This window comes from Kribbella solani (assembly GCF_014205295.1).
Classification (GTDB): Bacteria; Actinomycetota; Actinomycetes; order Propionibacteriales; family Kribbellaceae; genus Kribbella; species Kribbella solani.
Genome location: NZ_JACHNF010000001.1, coordinates 5,432,415 through 5,450,082 on the forward strand (window position 1 = coordinate 5,432,415; position 17,668 = coordinate 5,450,082).

The 17,668-nt window shown below is 68.5% G+C and carries 19 protein-coding genes; 8 read left to right on the plus strand and 11 right to left on the minus strand.

What is annotated here, in order from left to right; genetic code table 11:
• Positions 1 to 8 precede the first annotated feature (8 nt).
• The 7 genes from HDA44_RS24895 to HDA44_RS24925 all read right to left on the minus strand — a co-directional run bounded on the left by HDA44_RS24895 (position 9) and on the right by HDA44_RS24925 (position 7,505).
• Complete coding sequence (locus HDA44_RS24895; protein ID WP_184838361.1) at positions 9 to 455, minus strand: hypothetical protein; 447 nt, start codon at positions 453 to 455, stop codon at positions 9 to 11.
• 208 nt (positions 456 to 663) lie between these two features.
• The gene (locus HDA44_RS24900; RefSeq protein WP_184838363.1) at positions 664 to 1,041 is read right to left on the minus strand and encodes a LuxR C-terminal-related transcriptional regulator; all 378 of its coding nucleotides are present in this window, start codon (positions 1,039 to 1,041) and stop codon (positions 664 to 666) included.
• Between the two features lie 5 nt (positions 1,042 to 1,046).
• Positions 1,047 to 2,465: a rhamnulokinase gene (locus HDA44_RS24905; RefSeq protein ID WP_337906385.1), complete on the minus strand. Its 1,419-nt coding sequence runs from the start codon at positions 2,463 to 2,465 to the stop codon at positions 1,047 to 1,049.
• The gene (locus HDA44_RS24910) at positions 2,462 to 3,922 is read right to left on the minus strand and encodes an L-fucose/L-arabinose isomerase family protein (protein WP_184838365.1); all 1,461 of its coding nucleotides are present in this window, start codon (positions 3,920 to 3,922) and stop codon (positions 2,462 to 2,464) included. The genes HDA44_RS24905 and HDA44_RS24910 overlap by 4 nt, the downstream gene beginning before the upstream one ends.
• A gap of 8 nt (positions 3,923 to 3,930) precedes the next feature.
• Positions 3,931 to 5,970 (minus strand): bifunctional aldolase/short-chain dehydrogenase, encoded by a 2,040-nt coding sequence (locus HDA44_RS24915; RefSeq protein WP_184838367.1) that lies wholly within the window; start codon positions 5,968 to 5,970, stop codon positions 3,931 to 3,933.
• Entirely contained in the window at positions 5,967 to 7,130 is a 1,164-nt protein-coding gene (rhaI, locus tag HDA44_RS24920) for an L-rhamnose isomerase (protein ID WP_184838369.1), read from the minus strand. Before rhaI ends, HDA44_RS24915 begins: the two co-directional genes overlap by 4 nt.
• A 3-nt stretch (positions 7,131 to 7,133) precedes the next feature.
• On the minus strand, positions 7,134 to 7,505 hold the full coding sequence (locus HDA44_RS24925) for an L-rhamnose mutarotase (RefSeq protein WP_184838371.1): 372 nt from the start codon (positions 7,503 to 7,505) through the stop codon (positions 7,134 to 7,136).
• Positions 7,506 to 7,714: 209 nt separating this feature from the next.
• On the opposite strand from HDA44_RS24925, the gene HDA44_RS24930 reads away from it, so the two are divergent.
• Positions 7,715 to 8,782, plus strand: a complete 1,068-nt coding sequence (locus tag HDA44_RS24930; RefSeq protein WP_184838373.1) for a LacI family DNA-binding transcriptional regulator — start codon at positions 7,715 to 7,717, stop codon at positions 8,780 to 8,782.
• Here HDA44_RS24930 and HDA44_RS24935 read toward each other — a convergent pair.
• A complete protein-coding gene (locus tag HDA44_RS24935; RefSeq protein WP_202887547.1) occupies positions 8,762 to 9,412 on the minus strand; it encodes a TetR/AcrR family transcriptional regulator C-terminal domain-containing protein in 651 nt (216 codons plus the stop codon). The genes HDA44_RS24930 and HDA44_RS24935 overlap by 21 nt on opposite strands.
• A 101-nt stretch (positions 9,413 to 9,513) precedes the next feature.
• Between HDA44_RS24935 and HDA44_RS24940 the strand changes: the two genes are divergently transcribed.
• From HDA44_RS24940 to HDA44_RS24950, 3 genes are read left to right on the plus strand one after another with little or no spacing between them, the layout of a single operon-like run.
• A complete protein-coding gene (locus HDA44_RS24940) occupies positions 9,514 to 10,320 on the plus strand; it encodes an alpha/beta fold hydrolase (protein WP_184838375.1) in 807 nt (268 codons plus the stop codon).
• 29 nt (positions 10,321 to 10,349) lie between these two features.
• Entirely contained in the window at positions 10,350 to 11,294 is a 945-nt protein-coding gene (locus tag HDA44_RS24945) for an aldo/keto reductase (RefSeq protein ID WP_184838377.1), read from the plus strand.
• Positions 11,295 to 11,324: 30 nt separating this feature from the next.
• Entirely contained in the window at positions 11,325 to 11,873 is a 549-nt protein-coding gene (locus HDA44_RS24950; protein ID WP_184838379.1) for a DUF4240 domain-containing protein, read from the plus strand.
• Positions 11,874 to 11,945: 72 nt separating this feature from the next.
• Here HDA44_RS24950 and HDA44_RS24955 read toward each other — a convergent pair whose 3' ends face one another.
• Genes HDA44_RS24955 through HDA44_RS24965 form a run of 3 tightly spaced genes read right to left on the minus strand, consistent with a single transcriptional unit; the run spans position 11,946 to position 14,231 of the window.
• Positions 11,946 to 12,611, minus strand: a complete 666-nt coding sequence (locus tag HDA44_RS24955; protein WP_184838381.1) for a hypothetical protein — start codon at positions 12,609 to 12,611, stop codon at positions 11,946 to 11,948.
• 37 nt (positions 12,612 to 12,648) lie between these two features.
• Complete coding sequence (locus HDA44_RS24960; RefSeq protein WP_184838383.1) at positions 12,649 to 13,881, minus strand: DUF6596 domain-containing protein; 1,233 nt, start codon at positions 13,879 to 13,881, stop codon at positions 12,649 to 12,651.
• A complete protein-coding gene (locus HDA44_RS24965; RefSeq protein ID WP_238353315.1) occupies positions 13,878 to 14,231 on the minus strand; it encodes a YciI family protein in 354 nt (117 codons plus the stop codon). Before HDA44_RS24965 ends, HDA44_RS24960 begins: the two co-directional genes overlap by 4 nt.
• Before the next feature lie 181 nt (positions 14,232 to 14,412).
• On the opposite strand from HDA44_RS24965, the gene HDA44_RS24970 reads away from it, so the two are divergent.
• From HDA44_RS24970 to HDA44_RS24985, 4 genes are all read left to right on the plus strand, one after another.
• Complete coding sequence (locus HDA44_RS24970; protein ID WP_184838387.1) at positions 14,413 to 15,843, plus strand: MFS transporter; 1,431 nt, start codon at positions 14,413 to 14,415, stop codon at positions 15,841 to 15,843.
• Positions 15,844 to 15,853: 10 nt separating this feature from the next.
• Positions 15,854 to 16,009: a DUF6131 family protein gene (locus tag HDA44_RS24975; protein ID WP_184838389.1), complete on the plus strand. Its 156-nt coding sequence runs from the start codon at positions 15,854 to 15,856 to the stop codon at positions 16,007 to 16,009.
• A gap of 91 nt (positions 16,010 to 16,100) precedes the next feature.
• A complete protein-coding gene (locus tag HDA44_RS24980) occupies positions 16,101 to 16,433 on the plus strand; it encodes a YciI family protein (protein ID WP_184838391.1) in 333 nt (110 codons plus the stop codon).
• 198 nt (positions 16,434 to 16,631) lie between these two features.
• Positions 16,632 to 17,609, plus strand: a complete 978-nt coding sequence (locus HDA44_RS24985) for an SH3 domain-containing protein (protein WP_337906392.1) — start codon at positions 16,632 to 16,634, stop codon at positions 17,607 to 17,609.
• The last annotated feature ends 59 nt before the right edge of the window (positions 17,610 to 17,668 follow it).

Sequence of the window (17,668 nt, forward strand, 5' to 3'; positions counted from 1 at the left end):
CCAAAGGATCAGTGCCTCGAGCGCCTAGAGTGCTTCGGATGCCGCGGATCCTGCGGGTGACTCCCGTCGTCCCAGTCCGATGCAACAGGCTGCTCGGTGTTGTCGGGCCAGAGGTTTTGGGCTTGGTCGTGGTGTTCTGCTGCTTCGGTACGGGCTTGTTCTGCGGCTTCGTGGCGTTCGGTCGCGCCCGCGTTCAGGCGGCGGGCCTCGGCTGCCTTCTCGTCGGCGATCGCCTGCGCCTTCCGGGCCCGGGCGTCGACCTCGTCGGCGGTCGCCTGCTGCTTCTCGGCCTGAGTCGCACTGGCCCGCGCTTGCTGCTCGTGCTCGTACGCCTGCTGCCGGTCACGCTCCGCCCGGCGACGCGACCCACGCGACACCGCGCCGGCGATCAGCGCGACCAGAATCACCAGCACGGCAACCGCGACCACGATCCAGACAATGGTCATTGCGTTCATCGGTCCTCCTCCACTCGACGACCAGAACACACCGGTACCCGCACCAGCCACCACCTAACGCCCACTCAACACCGGCCCCGCTCATACCAGCACCGCTCGGACCGGCTCGGGTGGGCTCGGGTGGGCTCGGACCGGCTCGGGTGGGCTCGGGGGGGGTCGGCTCGGGGGGCGGGTCGGCTCGGACAGGCTCCGCTCGGACCGGATCGGGTCAGACCAGGCCTCGGCGGGCTGCCCAGACGATTGCTTCTATCGCGGTGCTGAAGCCGAGGCGGTCACAGATCAGGCGGGTGCGGCGACGGACGGTACGTTCGGACAGGTCGAGCCGGCGGGCGACGCCGTCGACGGGGAGGCCGGTGGCGAGCAGCCGGAGCAGCTGGAGGTCGTCGTGACTGATCTCGCGCGGCGCCACCCGCCGCGCCTGCGACCTGAGCTCCTGCGCCCGCGCGTCGTACGGCCGGACATCCTGCGGCCGCAGCTCCTGGGGCCGCGCGTCATACGACCGGGCGTCGTGCGGGCGGGCGTCCTGGGGCCGGGTGTCCTGAGGGTGGGTGTCGTGGGGGCGGAGTTCTTGGGGGAGGACGGTCATGCGGATCACCTAGTTCCGAACATCCGGGACTCGGCGGCGTCCCAGTCGGCCGGTTTGCCCTGCGGCTGGTACTGCCGCAGGCGATGTGTGGACCGGACCAGGGCGCGCATCGCGTCCAGGTCCGGCAGGAGCTCGCCGAGGGCGCGAGCCTGCACCAGGACGTTGCCCAGCGCGGAGGCCTCGACCGGCCCGGCCAGTACGGGCAGTCCGGTGGCGTCGGCGGTCAGCTGGCAGAGCAGTTCGTTCCGCGAACCACCGCCGATCACGTGCAGTACGTCGACGTCCCGCCCGGCGATCGCCCGCGCCGACCGCAACGTCCGCCGGTACGCGAGCGCGAGGCTCTCCAGGATGCATCGCACCACGGCCGCGCGGGATCGCGGCGGCTCCTGGCCGGTGCGCCGGCAATGCTCGTCGATCCGGCCCGGCATGTTGCCCGGAGCAAGGAATTCGGGGGCGTCCGGATCGATCAGTACGGCGAACGGTGGCGCGCCGGCAGCGTCCCGCAGCAGCCCGTCCAGATCGTCGTCGGCCCAGATCCGCTGGCATTCCTGGAGAATCCACAAGCCCATCACGTTCCGCAGGAAGCGGATGCGGCCGTCGACGCCGCCTTCGTTGGTGAAGTTGGCGGCCCGCGCCGCTTCGGTCAGCACCGGCGCGTCGAGTTCAAGCCCGACGAGCGACCAGGTCCCCGAGGAGATGTACGCGAACCGCTCGCCGGCCGCAGGTACCGCGACCACAGCAGATGCCGTGTCATGCGTGCCGACGGCAACCACCGGTACGCCTTCCGGCAAAGCGTTGTCAACCACCCGGCCGACAACGTCGCCGGGCTCATGCAGCGCGGGAAAGAGCTGCCGCGGAACGCCAACCCGGGAGATCAGCTCGTCACTCCACTCGCGGGTCCGCACGTCGTACAACTGAGTGGTGGACGCGTTCGTCCGCTCCACCCCGATCGCCCCGGTCAGCCAGTACGCGAGCAGGTCCGGGATCATCAGCAACGTGGCAGCGTCGGCCGGCAACTCCTCCGCTGCAAGTTGGTAGATCGTGTTGAACGGCAACTGCTGCAGACCCGTCACGCCGTACAGGTCGGCCGCCGGGATCGTCGCCAGTACCCGCTCCATCACACCTTCGGTACGGGCGTCGCGATAGTGAATGGGGTTACCCAGCAGCCGCCCGGACTTGTCGAGCAGCCCGTAGTCGACCGCCCACGAGTCGATCCCAATGCTGTCGACGGCACCGGCCAAGTGCAGTCCGTCCAGGACGGAGCGGTACAGCTGCAGCACGTCCCAGTACAAGGTGCCGTTGGCCCGGACCGGACCGTTCCAGAAGCGGTTCAGCTCGCTCAACCGCAGCACGTCCGGGCCGACTTCGCCGAGCATGACCCGGCCGCTGGAGGCACCCAGGTCAACCGCGGCGACCCGCTTCACGGCGCGACCACCGTCAGATCCAGCTTCAGCAGCTCGGCCACCGCGGCCAGATCGGCGGCGCGGTGCCCCGTACCGAGTGCCCAGTGATGCGCGACGCCGGAGGCGGACCACGCGTCCGTCCACTCGCCCGGATCGCACCCGAAGTCCACCCGTGACGTCGTGTTCCCGATCCGCAACAGCGGCCCGGGCACAACCGTCCCCTCGGACGCGATCAGCTTGAACGACCCGTCCCGCCGCTGCCCCAAACCGCACAGCGTCACCGGGCCTTGCCGTACGTCGAACTCGACCGAAACGCCCCACCCACGCTTGCCGTGGTACACACCGAGCCCACGCAGCAACGGCTTCCGCGCCGAGATCGCCAGATGCGCCGGCCCGTCATGCCCCATCTCGACCACGTTGTCGGTGAAGTTCAGCGCCTGCAGCTCGGTGAACGAACCGCCCGCGCCGAGCTTGTCCATCACCAGCATCGCCAGCGACGTACGCAACTCGTACTCACCGGCCGCCGGAACACCCCTTGCCGTCAGCAACGATGCGCCGAGGATCATCCCGGCCGCTACTCGTTCGTGGGTCTCACCATCAAGCCCACAGTGGTAGTAGGCCAATGAATCAAGGGAAAAGTCCTCGACCAGCCGGTCCAGCGCGACCGATACGGTGGCGCCCCAACGGAAGTCCTCGTCCTTGACCGAGTCGTCGAGAGTGAAGATCGCCCGGGCCAGCTTCATCCGCGCGTCGGTCTCGGCGTCGGTGACCTGCTCGACCCGAACCCGCAGGTCGTCGATCTCCAGGATCTCGACATGGCCGCCCAGCTGCGCGGACACCAGCGTCGGATCGGTGACCACGTCCATCATGCCCGGGTACAGATGCCCGAGCAGGCCGTGCCGCCCGTGCCGCAGTGCCGCCCGTACGCCCGCGGCCCGAATCCAGCGGTCGATCCGCGTCCAGGCCCGCTCGTCCTCCAGGTACCCGGACACGGACCGGAAGTCGATTCCGCAGCGCTCGAACGCGTTCGCCATCTCGGGCAGCGGGCACGCGCCGCAGTACGCCAGCCAGGCGCCGGTGTCGAACGTGGCGTGATCCATCGCCTCGGTCGGCTGCAGGTTCAGCAACAACACCGGCGCCCCGCTGCGCTGAGCCACCGGAACCAGCATCGACGCCGTCATGTACGTGGTCAGGAAGCCGACGATCAGGTCGCAATCGGCTACCCGCAGCTTCTCCGCCGCCGCGGCACCTTCCTGCGCGTCGGAGATGAACCCGACGTCCACCACCTCGCAGTCGAGCGCCGCGAACCGCTCGGACACCCTCCGCGCGGACGCCTGCAGCTGCGGAAGCAGCTCCGGGAACTGCGGCCAGTACGCGCCCAATCCACCGGCTACCAGACCGATCCGCGTCTTCCGCGGCTCGATCCAGGGCAGCGCGCCGTGCCCGTCCACCGAACGGCTCGGTTCAGCGCTCCACATCGCAGCTCCTACCGCAGGAAGGCGGCAGCCACGCCGGCGTCGACAGGCACGTGCAGACCGGTGGTGTGGGTGAGCTCCCCACCCGTCAGCGCGAACACCGCTGCCGCGACGTTCTCCGGCAGTACCTCGCGCTTCAAGAGCGTCCGCTGCGCGTAGTACGCGCCGAGCTCCGCTTCCGGTACGCCGTACACGGCGGCGCGCTTGGCACCCCAGCCGCCCGCGAAGATCCCGGAACCACGAACCACGCCGTCGGGGTTCACTCCGTTGACCCGGATCCCGTACTCGCCGAGCTCGGCGGCGAGCAGCCGGACCTGATGCGCCTGGTCCGCCTTCGCGGCGCCGTACGCGACGTTGTTCGGGCCGGCGAAGACCGCGTTCTTGCTGGAGATGTAGACGATGTCGCCGCCGATCCCCTGGTCGATCAGCACCTTCGCCGCGGCACGCGAGACCAGGAACGAACCCTTCGCCATCACGTCGTGCTGCAGGTCCCAGTCGCGTTCGGTTGTGTCCAGCAACGACTTCGAGATCGACAGGCCGGCGTTGTTGACGATCAGATCCACACCACCGAACGCCAGTACGGCCTCCCGCAGCGCGGCCTCGACCGCCTCGGCGGACGACACGTCCGCACCGACCGCGACGGCCACGTCCGTCGACCCGATCTCCTTGGCGACCGCCTCGGCCGCGGCCAGATCCAGGTCGGCGACGACGACACACGCGCCCTCGGCGGCGAGCCGTTGCGCGATCGCCTTGCCGATCCCCGAGCCACCACCGGTGACGAAGGCAACCCGCGTGGCCAGCGGTTTCGGCTTCGGCATCCGCTGCAGCTTCGCCTCTTCGAGCGCCCAGTACTCGATCCGGAACTTCTCCCGCTCGTCGATCGGCGCATACGTCGACACCGCCTCGGCACCGCGCATCACGTTGATCGCGTTCACATAGAACTCGCCCGCGACCCGCGCTGTCTGCTTGTCCTTGCCGAAGCTGAACATGCCCACGCCCGGAACGAGCACGATCGCCGGGTCCGCCCCGCGCATCGCCGGGCTGTCCGCGTCCGCGTGCCGTTCGTAGTACGCCGCGTACGCCTCGCGGTACTCCGCGTGCAGCTCGCGCAACCGCGCCGTCGCATCCTCCACCGACGCCGACGGCGGCAGGTCGAGTACGAGCGGGCGCACCTTGGTGCGGAGGAAGTGATCCGGACACGACGTACCGAGCGCGGCCAGCTCGGCCAGCTTCTCGCGCGCGGTGAACTCGAGCACGACGTCGGAGTCGGTGAAGTGGCCGACCTGCGGCTTGTCGGTCGACGCGAGGCCACGGATGACCGGCGCGAGCGCGGCGGCCCGGGCGCGGCGTTCGTCCGCCGGCAGTGCCTCGAAGCCTGCCACCACCGCGCCGAACGGCTCGGCGATGCCACGGTCGGCCAGGAAGCGTTCCGCGGTACGGATGATGTCCAGCGAGTTGGCCTCGCACTCCTCGGACGTGTCGCCCCAGGCGGTGATGCCGTGGCCGCCGAGGATGCAGCCGATCGCCTGCGGGTTGTCCCGCTTGACCGCCGCGATGTCCAGGCCGAGCTGGAAGCCGGGCCGCCGCCACGGCACCCACACCACCCGGTCGCCGAAGCACTCGGCGGTCAGCTTCTCGCCGTCGGCGGCGGTCGCCAGCGCGATACCGGAGTCCGGGTGCAGGTGGTCGACATGCGGCGCGTCGACCAGGCCGTGCATCGCGGTATCGATCGACGGCGCCGCGCCGCCCTTGCCGTGCAGGCAGTAGTCGAACGCGGCAACCATCTCGTCTTCGCGATCGACACCGGGGTACACGTCGACAAGCGAGTTCAGCCGGTCGAGCCGCAGTACGGCCAGGCCCTGGGCGGTCAGCGTACCGAGATCGCCGCCGGAACCCTTTACCCACAACAGATCCACGGGCTTCCGCGTGACCGGATCGGTCGCCGTACCCTTCGCCGACGTGTTGCCGCCGGCATAGTTGGTGTTGCGTGGATCGGCGCCAAGCCGGTTGCTTCGCGCAACGAGCTCGGCCGCGGTGTCGCTCACTCTCATGCTCCCCATCCGGCCTGCTGACCGTCTTTGCGATCCTCGGTGATCTGCTCGAAGTAGCCACTGCGCCGGTACGCGGCGATCGGGTCGGCGTCCAGGCCCTGCGATTCCCGCAGTTCCACCAGCAGCGGCCGGACGTCGGTGTTGTACGCGTCCATCAGCGCCGCGTTCGCACCGAGTACGTCGCCGTTCTGCTGCGCCGTACGCAGCGCGTCCCGGTCGACCAGCAGCGCCTTCGCGGTCGCCTCCTGGACGTTCATCACCGAGCGGATGATCGCCGGGATCTTCTCCTCGATGTTGTGGCACTGGTCGAGCATGAACGCGATGCCGCGGTCCGGGTCGAGCGCGTCACCGCGGACGATCTCGTTCATGATCCGGAACAACTGGAACGGATCGGCCGCGCCGACCATCAGGTCGTCGTCGGCGTAGAACCGGCTGTTGAAGTCGAACGCGCCGAGCTTCTTGGCCCGGAGCAGGAACGCGACGATGAACTCGATGTTCGTCCCCGGCGCGTGGTGCCCGGTGTCGATACAGACCGTTGCCTTCGGCCCCAGTTCGAGACAGTGCGCGTACGACGTACCCCAGTCCGGCACGTCGGTGGTGTAGAAGGCCGGCTCGAACAGCTTGTACTCGAGCAGCATCCGCTGGTCGTCGCCGAGCCGGTCGTACACCTCCTTCAGCGCGGTCGCCAGCCGGTCCTGCCGGTCCTGGATGTCGTCCTGACCCGGGTAGTTGGTGCCGTCGGAGAACCACAGCTTCAGGTCCCGGGAGCCGGTCGCGTCCATGATGTCGACGCACTCGAGCAGGTGGTCGGTCGCCTTCCGGCGGATCGCCGGGTCCGGGTTCGTGACGCTGCCGAGCTTGTAGTCGTCGTCCTGGAACACGTTGCTGTTGATCGCGCCCAGGCGGACGCCCTGCTCCTTGGCGTACGCCGAGAGCGCCGCGTAATCGTCGACCTTGTCCCACGGGATGTGCAGCGCCACGCTCGGCGCCACCCCGGTGTACTTGTGCACGACGGCCGCGTCGGCGATCTTCTCCTCCGGCGACCGCGGCACACCGGGCTGGGAGAACACCTTGAACCGGGTGCCGGAGTTCCCGAACGCCCACGAGGGGAGCTCGACCTCCTGACGGCCCAGGGCGGCCTTGACGGCTTCGGTCGGCATGGTTCAGTCCTCTGCTAGGTGGTTCGGGGCCGCCGGTTGCGGGGCCAGGTCGTTCGGGTTCAGGTGGAAGATTTCGGGCAGGAGCAGGAACGACTCGTCCGGCGGGCGGCCGTCGATTCCAGTGAAGAACTCCGCCATCCGCGCCTGCCAGCGGGCGTTCACCTCGGTCGCCGCCATCGCCCGCTGCGCCGCGTCGAGGTCGTCCGCCTCGACGTACCCGATCAGCAGGCCGTCATCCCGGAGGAACAACGAGTAGTTGTGCCAGCCGGAGTCGCGCAGCGCCGCCTGCATGTCCGGCCAGACGTCCCGGTGCCGCTCGACGTACTCGGCCATCCGGTCGGTCCGGACCTGCAGACAGAAGCAATAACGATTCACGGCGTCACCTTGGTACCTCGGGCGGTAGGGCTGGTAGCTGGGCTGAAAGGTTTCAAGAGCGTCCCAGAAAGCTAAGCGCGGGACCGGCGGGCCGTCAAGACCTTGCCCACCTTTCGCGGCCGATCCCGGACCGGCGCGGCGGAAAATCCGGGTTCAGCGGGTATTCTGCGGCCGCTAACACGTTTCAAGCACGGCGGAGGTGCGGACGGATGGACGACGCCGAGACCCGGCCCGAGCGGATCCGGCGGCGGGCGCCGAAACCGCACGCGGCCGGCGTGAAGGCAGTGGCCGCCGCGGCCGGCGTCTCACTCGGGACCGTGTCGAACGTACTGAACCGGCCCGAGGTGGTCAGCCCGCTGACCCGGGCGAAGGTCGAGGCCGCGATGGCCTCCCTCGGTTTCGTCCGGAACGAATCCGCCCGGCAACTCCGGGCCGGCTCCAGCCGCATCCTCGCGTACCTGATGCTCGATGCCGGGAACCCGTTCTTCACCGACGTCGCGAAAGGCGTCGAGGAGGCGGCGCAGGCGGCCGGGCTTTCGGTGTTCCTGTGCAACAGCAGTGAGGACGCGGATCGCGAAGCGGCGTACCTGGATCTGCTCGAACAACAGCGCGTGCAGGGCGTCCTGATCACGCCGATCGACCAGAACTCGTCCCGGCTGCGCAAGTTGCCTTCGCGCGGTACGCCGATCGTGGTCGTCGACCGTGCGCTCGACGAGTCGGAACACTGCTCGGTCGCGGTGAACGACGTACTCGGTGGCGAACTGGCGATCTCGCATCTGCTCGAGCTCGGCCATGAACGGATCGCGTACGTCGGCGGGCCGAGTACGCTCGGTCAGATCGTCGACCGGCGCGACGGCGCGCGGCAGGCACTGCGTACGGCCGGGCGGCCCGCGACGGATCTGATCGAGCTCACCACCGGCGCGCTCACCGTCGCCGAAGGCAGGGGCGCAGGGCAACGGCTTGCCGGACTGCCGGCGGATCGCCGGCCGACCGCCGCGTTCTGCGCGAACGACCTGCTGGCGCTGGGCCTGCTGCAGCAGTGCGTGAGTCTCGGGCTGCGGGTTCCGGAGGACCTGGCCATCGTCGGGTACGACGACATCGAGTTCGCGGAGGCGGCCGCCGTACCGCTGACCTCCGTACGCCAGCCGCGCCAGCTGCTCGGCCGGACCGCCGCCGAGTTGCTGCTCGACGAGTCCTCGAACCCGGACCACGAGCACCAGCGCGTCACGTTCACGCCCGAGCTGGTGGTCCGGACGTCAACTCGCGGGACGCTCTGAGCCGTACGCGGCCAGGAAGACATTGGCTGCTTGGTCGGCCAGCTTCTCCAGCTCACCGGCGTCCGGGCGTTGGCGGGTGCCCGCGAACATCGCGCGGTTCATCGGCTTGTACATCACCAGGCCGGCGAACTGGTACGCCGCCAGCGTCGGGTCGTCGAGCTCCCGGAGCAGACCGCGCGCGGTGAGTCGCGTCAGCGCCGCGCCGAGCGCGTCGAGAGACTGCTCGAAGCCGTTGGTGAACCAGGCGCCGCACACCTCCGGGAACCGGTCCGCCTCCGCGATCACGAGCCGCCGTAGCTGCAGCACGTTGCCGGCGGTCAGGCTCTGCAGCAGCCGGTACGCCAACGCACGCAGGGCTTCGCGCGCGTCCGCGGCACCGTCGAGCGTCTCGTTGTACGCCTGCTGCAACCCGTCCATGAGTTGATCGCTGGTCCCGCCAACGATCTCCGCGAACAGCCGCTCCTTGTTCTCGAACTGCTTGTAGACGGTCTGCTTGGACACGCCGGCCCGCGCCGCGACCTCGTCCATGCTGGCGCCCAGGTAGCCGTGCTGGAGAAAGACTTCGGTGGCGGCGGCCAGGATCGCGCGGCGTTTGCGCGGCGTCCGGCCCTCGGTCTCGACATCCTGCACGGGTCCTCCTTGGGCGTGGGGTTCACCGAAATCATACTAGACAGTCCAGTTCTGCGACGGGTACTGTACGGTCCAGTTTCCGCAGACGAGGAGAATGAGCAATGAGCACCGTGACATCGGCCGACGGCACCACGATCGCCTTCGACGCGTACGGCAGTGGCCGACCGCTGATCCTGATCGACGGCGCCACCGCGCACCGGGCCGTGAACCCGCTGAACGCCGAGATCGGCAAGCTGCTGAGCGACGATTTCCGGACCACCGTGTACGACCGGCGCGGGCGTGGCGAGAGCACGGACACCACGCCGTACGCGATCGAGCGCGAGATCGAGGACCTGGCCGCCCTGATCGAGGACGCCGGCCAACCGGCCATTCTGGTCGGCGAGTCGTCCGGCAGCCTGCTCGCGCTGGACGCGGCGGCCGCGGGCCTTCCGATCGCCGGCCTGGTGCTGTTCGAGCCGCCGGTGATCGTCGATGACAGCCGGCCGCCGCTGCCCGCTGACTATGTCGAGCAGCTCGACCGTTTCGTCGCCGAAGGCCGCCGGGACAAGGCGGCGGAGCTGTTCATGACGGCTGCCGTCGGCATGCCCGCGGAGGCAGTGGCCGGGATGAAGCAGACGCCGTACTGGGCGCCGACCGAAGAGGTCGCGCACACGATCTCGTACGACGGGCGGATCATGGGCACGACGATGTCCGGCAACCCGCTGCCCGCCGACCGCTGGGCCGCCGTGAAGGTGCCGGTCCTGGTCCTGCACGGCGACAAGACCTGGCCGGTGCTCGCCGCCGGCGCGGCCGCCGTCGCCGCGCACCTTCCGACCGCGACGCTGAAGTCCATCGCCGGTGAGAACCACAGCGCCGAGCCGACCACCTTCGCGCCGGTACTGCGTGAGTTCGCGGCCGACTTGACCTAGAGCGCGCTCCAGGTTGTTTGATCTGGCGCATGGTGAATCTTGCGCTGGGCGCGATGGAGTACGGAACCCGGATCGACGAAGAGACCTCGTTCCGGCTACTGGACGCGTATGTGGACGCCGGCGGTGAATGGATCGACACGGCGAACTGCTACGCGTTCTGGCAGCACCCGAGTGGACATGGTGGACAGAGTGAGGAGTTGCTGGGGCGCTGGTTCGCGCAGCGCCCCGGCGTACGCGACCGGGTGAAGCTGGCGACCAAGGTCGGCTGCGAACCGCTCTGGCCGGGCAGCTACCCGGAGCACGCGGAAGGCCTTGGTGCCAAGGCGATCGACAGTGCGCTCGAAACCTCGCTGCGCCGCCTCGGCGTCGACCACATCGACCTGTACTGGGCGCACCGCGACGACCGATCCACTCCGCAGGAAGAGACCGCGACCGCCTTCGGCAAGCACGCCGCCGCCGGCACCATCGGCCGCATCGGCCTGTCCAACTTCCCGCTCTGGCGCGCCGAGCGGATGCGCGGCATCGCCGCCGAGCTCGGCGTCACCGGCCCGACCGCGCTACAGCTCCGCTACTCGTACCTGCAGCCCCGTCCGATGGTCCGCGGCCACGTCCACGACCACCGCTTCGGCTGGATCACCGACGAGGTCCTGGACTACGCCGAAACCAACCCGGAGCAGCAGCTGTTCGCGTACAGCCCGCTGATCGCCGGCGCCTACGAGAACCGCGCCGACCGCCCGATCCACCAGGCATTCGACCACCCCGGCACCACCCGCCGCCTGGAGGTCCTGACCACCCTGGCCGAGACCCTGAACGTCACCCGCTCCGAACTGGTCCTGGCCTGGCTCACCGGCGGCACCCCCGCGATCACCCCGATCGTCGGCATCAGCACCCCCGAATACCTCACCACCGCCCTCACCGGCACCCGCCTCAAACTCACCCCCACCCAGCAGCAGCAGCTCGACGAAGTCTGGTGATGCCCGCCTGCTCGGTGAGATGGTTTGGGGGTGGACAGGGACAGGTTCTGGGGTCTGGTCGAGGATGCGCGGGCCTCGGTGGATGACACCGTGGCTGATCCGGATGGGGTCGCCGACGGGTTGATCAAGGTGCTGGGTGCGGCGCGGACCGAGGAGATCGTGGCGTTCGGGGTCGAGCTGGCGCGGCTGCAGGTCGAGTCGTACCGGTGGGATCTGTGGGCGGCGGCGTACCTGGTGAACTCCGGGGCCACCGAGGACGGGTTCGACTCGTTCCGGGGGTGGCTGGTGGCGCAAGGGCGAGAGGTGTGGGAGGCCGCGCTGGCCGAGCCGGACTCGCTGGCCGACGTGGTCGACGAGGACCGGCCGGAAGGTTTCGAGGGGTTCGACGGGGAAGGTGTGTTGCACGTCGGGAGTCACGCGTACAAGAACGTGACGGGGGACGCGGTGACGTACTGGAAGGCGGTCGACGCGGAGGCGCCGGACACACCGGACGTGCCGGCGGGAGCGGAGATCGACTTCGACGACGCCGACGACCTGCAGACCCACCTGCCCCGACTAGCAGCTCTCTACCTACCCTGACCGACTGGCTGGACCTGCATGACTCACCGGCTGGCTCGTTGAGGTCGGCTGCCCTTGGACCCGACTGGTTGGTTAGGCGGGTTCGCCGCTTAGGCGTTCGATGGCGGTGCGGAGGCGGCGGCGCCAGCCGGCGCGGCCTGCTTCCTCGTCCGCGGCGGCCAGGCTGACCAGGTGCTGCGTCATCTCGAACCCCTCGGTTGTCTGCGTCTCCACCTCCGTCAGCGCGGACTGCGGCTCGTCATGGTCGTACTCGACCTGTCTGCTCGTCCAACCGAACCCATCCGGCACCAACACCTCCGGTACGAGCGCCTCATGGCTGAGTGACGTCAGCTCCGAGTCACCGTTTCCGATGCTGAAAATCGTCGTACCGCGCCGCCGTACGTCACTGATCCGCTCCAGCAACGGAGGAGCCGGATTGTCCTCGGCGACCACCAGCAACGACTCACCACGACCTGAGTCGCGCAGCCGGTCCAGACCGATCGCCAGATGCGGCGGTGCGTCCGGTGGCGGCGCCCAGCGCACGAGCGACGGCCGCATGTCCTCGATGCCGGCCCGGTGCAGCTCGTCGTCCAGGTGGGCAGTCAGGTGCCACGGCTCGTCGTCCACCGGCCCGAACAGCATCAGTCCGCTACGTCTGGTCGTGAACCGCCGCAGCGAGTACCCGAACTCCGTGGTCCGGCTGCCCAGCTCGGTACCGGTCAACATCTCTCGGAGCAGCGACGCCCTGGTGAGGTCCACATGTCCAACCTGACACATTCAGCGGTCCGACGCGACCTCAGGTCAGTCTGTCTGCCTTTGACTGCAGGTAGTTCCGCTCCGGCACACTGGTCGTCCGCCGGGACGCCAGCAGGTAGCTCTCCCGGGCACCAGCGATGTCACCGGACATTTCGAGCAGATGCGCCCGTACAGCGTCCAGCCGGTGGTTACTGGTCAGCCGGTCGTCCGACTCAAGTGGCTCCAGTACAGCGAGCCCCTCCTTCGGTCCATCGGCCATAGCGACCGCTACCGCGTGGTTGAGCTTCACCATCGGGTTGTCGACCAGATGCGCCAGTACGTCGTACAGCGCAACGATTTGTCGCCAGTCCGTGTCGTCAGCTCGCTCTGCCGTGTCATGCACTGCAGCGATCGCCGCCTGCACCTGGTACGGCCCCAGCTGCGTACGGGCGAGTGCATCCATCACCAGGGCATCACCTTCGACAATGGCGTCCCGGTCCCACTTCGACCGGTCCTGCTCGGCCAGTGGGATCAGTGCGCCATCAGCACCAGTACGCGCCGGACGCCGCGCATCGGTGAGCAGCATCAGCGCCAACAGCCCGGCCACCTCACCGTCATCAGGCAGCAGCTTGCGTACGCCGCGTACGAGGCGGATCGCCTCGGTGGTGAGCTCCGCACTGTGCAGCGACGTACCCGATGAGGCCGTGTAGCCCTCGTTGAAGATCAGGTAGAGGACATGCAGTACGGCACCCATCCGTACGTCCCGCTCGGTCTCCGGCGGCAGCTCGAACGTACTACCGGCCTGCTTGATGCTCCGCTTGGCCCGGCTGATCCGCTGCGCCATCGTTGCCTCCGGCACCAAGAACGCGGCGGCGATCTGTGCGGTGGTGAGACCACCGACCGCACGGAGCGTCAGCGCGATCTGCGACGCCGGAGACAGTGCTGGATGGCAGCAGAGGAACAGCAGCGTCAACGTGTCGTCGCGGCCGGCCAGATCGTCGATCTCCGGACCGGCGGTGACGAACTCCTCCGGTGCGGCCAACTGAGCCGCATTCTCCTCACGACGCCGCCGGGCCGACTCGCTCCGGAGCAGGTCAGTGAGCCGCCGCGACCCGACCCGGATCAGCCAGCCACGCGGGTTGTCCGGCACGCCTTCGCCCGGCCACTGCTGCGAAGCCGCCAGCAGTGCCTCCTGGACCGCTTCCTCGGCCAGGTCGAAGTGCCCGTAGTGCCGGACCAGCGCGCTCAGCACCTGCGGCGCCTGTTCCCGCAGCAGCAGCTCGAAGTTGCTCACATTTCCAGCCCGGACATGTCCATCACCGGCCGTACCTCCACGGCCACGTACTCGGCGTCCGGCATCCGCGCCGCGTACGCGATCGCCTGGTCGACGTCGTCGCACTCGATCAGGTAGAACCCGGCCAGGTGTTCCTTCGCCTCGGCGTACGGGCCGTCCGTGACGCTCATGGTCTCGTCGTGCACCTGCACGGTCCGCGTCGTGATCGGGTCCGCCAGTCCGGCCCCACTGACGAACTGGCCCTTCTCGATCAGCTCCTGCCCGAGGGACTGGTGGGCACGGCTCAGCCCCTCCCGTTGCTCGGCCGACAGGCTCGCCCAGCTCTCCGGGTTGCTGTAGATCAGCAGCATGTACTTCACAGACACCATCCTGTCCCCAGCGGAGGCCGTTGTGACCTCCAGTTAACAACTACGTCGAAGCAGACTCGCGGTACTTCGACAGTTGGGGAATGTCGAAGTAGTACGTGCCGGCGCCGACGTACCGGTCGAGTGACGCTCAGCCGGGGCGTCCGCGCCGTACTGGAGATGCCTGATGGTTTCGGAATCGAAGCGCTGGTTCGCGCTGGCGCTGCTCTGTCTGACCGGGTTCATGATCATTCTGGACGCGTCCATCGTCCTGGTCGCCGTACCGTCCATCGAGCGCGAGCTGACCTTCACGACAGGTGGAGTGCAGTGGGTGCCGAGTGGGTACGCGCTGATGTTCGGTGGGCTGCTGCTGCTCGGTGGGCGGATCTCCGACCTGTTGGGGCGCCGCCGGGTGTTCATCGCCGGACTGGTGCTGTTCGCAGTGTTCTCACTGTTGTGCGGGTTCGCGTGGAGTGGTGACGCGCTCGTGCTGGCTCGCGCCCTACAAGGCGCAGCAGCAGCCGTACTCGCACCGAGTGCCTTGTCGATCGTGATGACGACGTTCCCGTCCGGTCCGGACCGCAACAAGGCCCTGGGGATCTGGGGAGCCACCAGCGGAGTGGGCGGTACGGCCGGCTCGCTCATCGGCGGTCCGGTGACAGATGGCCTTGGCTGGCAGTGGATCTTCTTCATCAACGTGCCCGTTTGCGTACTGGTCCTCGTACTGGCTCCCATACTGCTACAGGACAGCCGTGGCCCGGGACGCCGCGGGTTTGACCTAGGTGGAGCAGTCACCGTCACCGCAGCGCTCATAGTGCTCGTGTACGCGGTCATCGAGGCACCGGAGTCGTCAGCGCTCCAGACCGTACTGCTGGTAGTGGCGTCGATGCTCCTGTTCGGACTGTTCGTTCTGGTGGAGAGGCGGTCCGCTGCACCGCTCGTACCGCTCCGGATCTTCCGTTCGCGCGCACTGGTCGGTGGCAACCTCCTCACCATCGCCTGGGGACTGGCTGCCTTCGGACTCAACTTCGTGTACACGCAGTACGCCCAGCTCGCGCTAGGTGCGTCCGCAGTCCGCTACGGCCTGATGTCTGCCGTACTCGCTGCGGCTGCTGTGGTCGGGTCGATGATCGGCCAGCACCTGGTCAGCCGGGTAGGACCGCGCTGGGTGGCGTTCGTGTCGCTACTGGTCGCAGGTGCCGGTACGACTCTGATGACTCAGCTCACTGTGTCCTCTGGGTACTTCGAGCTGGCCTTCTGGGGTCTGACGATCTTCGGCATCGGACTGGGTGCCGGCTCGGTTGCCGGATCGATCGCCGCGCTCAGCGATGTCCGCGGCGAGGACGCCGGCGTCGCGTCCGGGCTGCAGAACGCCAGCTTCCAGATCGGCGGTGCAATAGGTGTCGCCGTGGTGTCCGCGGTTGCTACAGCCAGTACTACGGGCACTACGCCGACCGCATTGACCCACGGGTACCGGATCGCCTTCGCGGTCGTGTGGCTCTTCCTGGTAGTCGGACTCGCCGGATGTCTGCTGGTCAAACGCCTGTTGGAGGTTCAGGACGGTGGGCGCGGGAACCGGAGGCGTGAGGTCGCCTTCTCCGTCAGGCGATCCGGTTGAAGGAGGCTTCATGCTGATCCTGGGAGTGATCCTGCTGATCATCGGGTTCGTGCTGCACATCTCGTTCCTGTGGACGATCGGCGTCATCCTGGTCCTGATCGGAGCAGTGCTCTGGCTGCTCGGAGCAGCCGGCCGCGCGGTCGGCGGCCGACGGCACTGGTACTGATCCGGAACCGGCGAAACCGAACCCCGCGGACCGGTCCGCGGGGTTCTGTCCGCCCGGATCGCTACGGTGAAGTCATGAAGACGGTGCCGGCATGAAGTACGTGGTGATGATCTTCCGTGGCGCGGACCGGGTCCGGACCGAGGCGGACGAGCGGGGTCTCGGCCGGCTGCGGCAGCTCCAGCGTGAGCTGGCCGAGTCCGGCGAGCTGATCAGCTCCGAAGGACTCCGGCCGCCGACCGAGGGCCGGATCGTGCAGATCCGCGACGGTCAGCAGGTCGTTACCGACGGGCCGTTCGGTGCGGCGAAGGAACACCTGGCCGGCTACTTCATGGTCGACGCGACCGACGAGCGCGCCCTGGCGATCGCCGGCCAGATCTCCGCCGCCGTCGGCGACCGAGTCGAACTCCGCGCCACCGTGATCTAGCCCGGAGCACTGCCTTGATCACCACCAAGCGTTTGATCTCGGGGGGATCACATCCGGATAGCGGGCAGATCACGGGCGTACCGAGCCTGTGGATGTTCGTAATGCGTTAAGTCTGCGGGGTGATTCGAACCGGCGGGGTGATGTGTGCTTGACTCCTCCGGTCGATAACGTTTTGGTCTCGGCAGATTGGGTCTCCAAGTGGCAGGACGACATAGACAGGCGCGGCACCGTCAGTTGCGCCCGAAGGTGATCTCGCCCGGTCTCGCGAAGGTGGCGATCCCCGGCGCCGCGGTGGCGCTGGTGGCCACCGGTTCGGCTTCCGCCCTCCCCAGCAGTTCCCCGGTCACGCTCGACGCGCCGGTCGCCAGCTCGTCCCTGCAGCTGTCGCGCGACGCCGTCATCAGCCGGGACGCGCTCCGCCCGCCGATCAACCCCACCACCGCGCCGACGCCGACGGCGGCCCCGAAGCCGAAGCCGAGCCCGACCGCGAAGCACCTGAAGAAGCAGGCGCCGATCCCGAAGCCGACCGCGCCGAAGACCCGCGCCGCCGAGGACCTGGCCGCGCAGGCGCCGCCGAAGATCACCGGCACGAAGTACACCACCACCGACGTGAACCTGTGGTCCCTGCCGATCACCGGCCTGCTGCTGGACGTGCTGCCCAAGGGCACCAAGGTCTCGGTCACCGGCAAACTGGACGGGATCTGGGCCGAGGTGGTCACCGACGGCAAGTCCCGCTGGGTGAAGGCGCAGTACCTGGCCGCCACCAAGCCGGTAGCGGCGGTCAGCGGCGCGATCTCGCAGGCCGCCTGCGCCTCCGGCTCGTCGGTCGAGGACGGCATCACCCAGGACGCGATCCGGGTGCACCGGGCGATCTGCGCGAAGTTCCCGGACATCACGTCGTACGGCGGGATGCGGTCCGGCGACAGCGGCTCGGAGCACTCCACCGGCCACGCGCTCGACATCATGGTCAGCGGTTCCGAGGGCCAGGAGGTCGCGGACTGGCTGAAGGCGAACTACAAGAAGCTCGGCGTCAGCCAGCTGATCTGGCAGCAGCACATCTGGACGGTCCAGCGCAGCAGCGAAGGCTGGCGCGGGATGCCGGACCGCGGCGGCGCCACCGCCAACCACTTCGACCACGTGCACGTGACGGTCTACGGCAACTCCGGCACGGTCTGAGAACTCGGTCTGAGCCCCGCTCCGACTGCGGTTCGACGGCAGTCGCAACGATCCGGTCC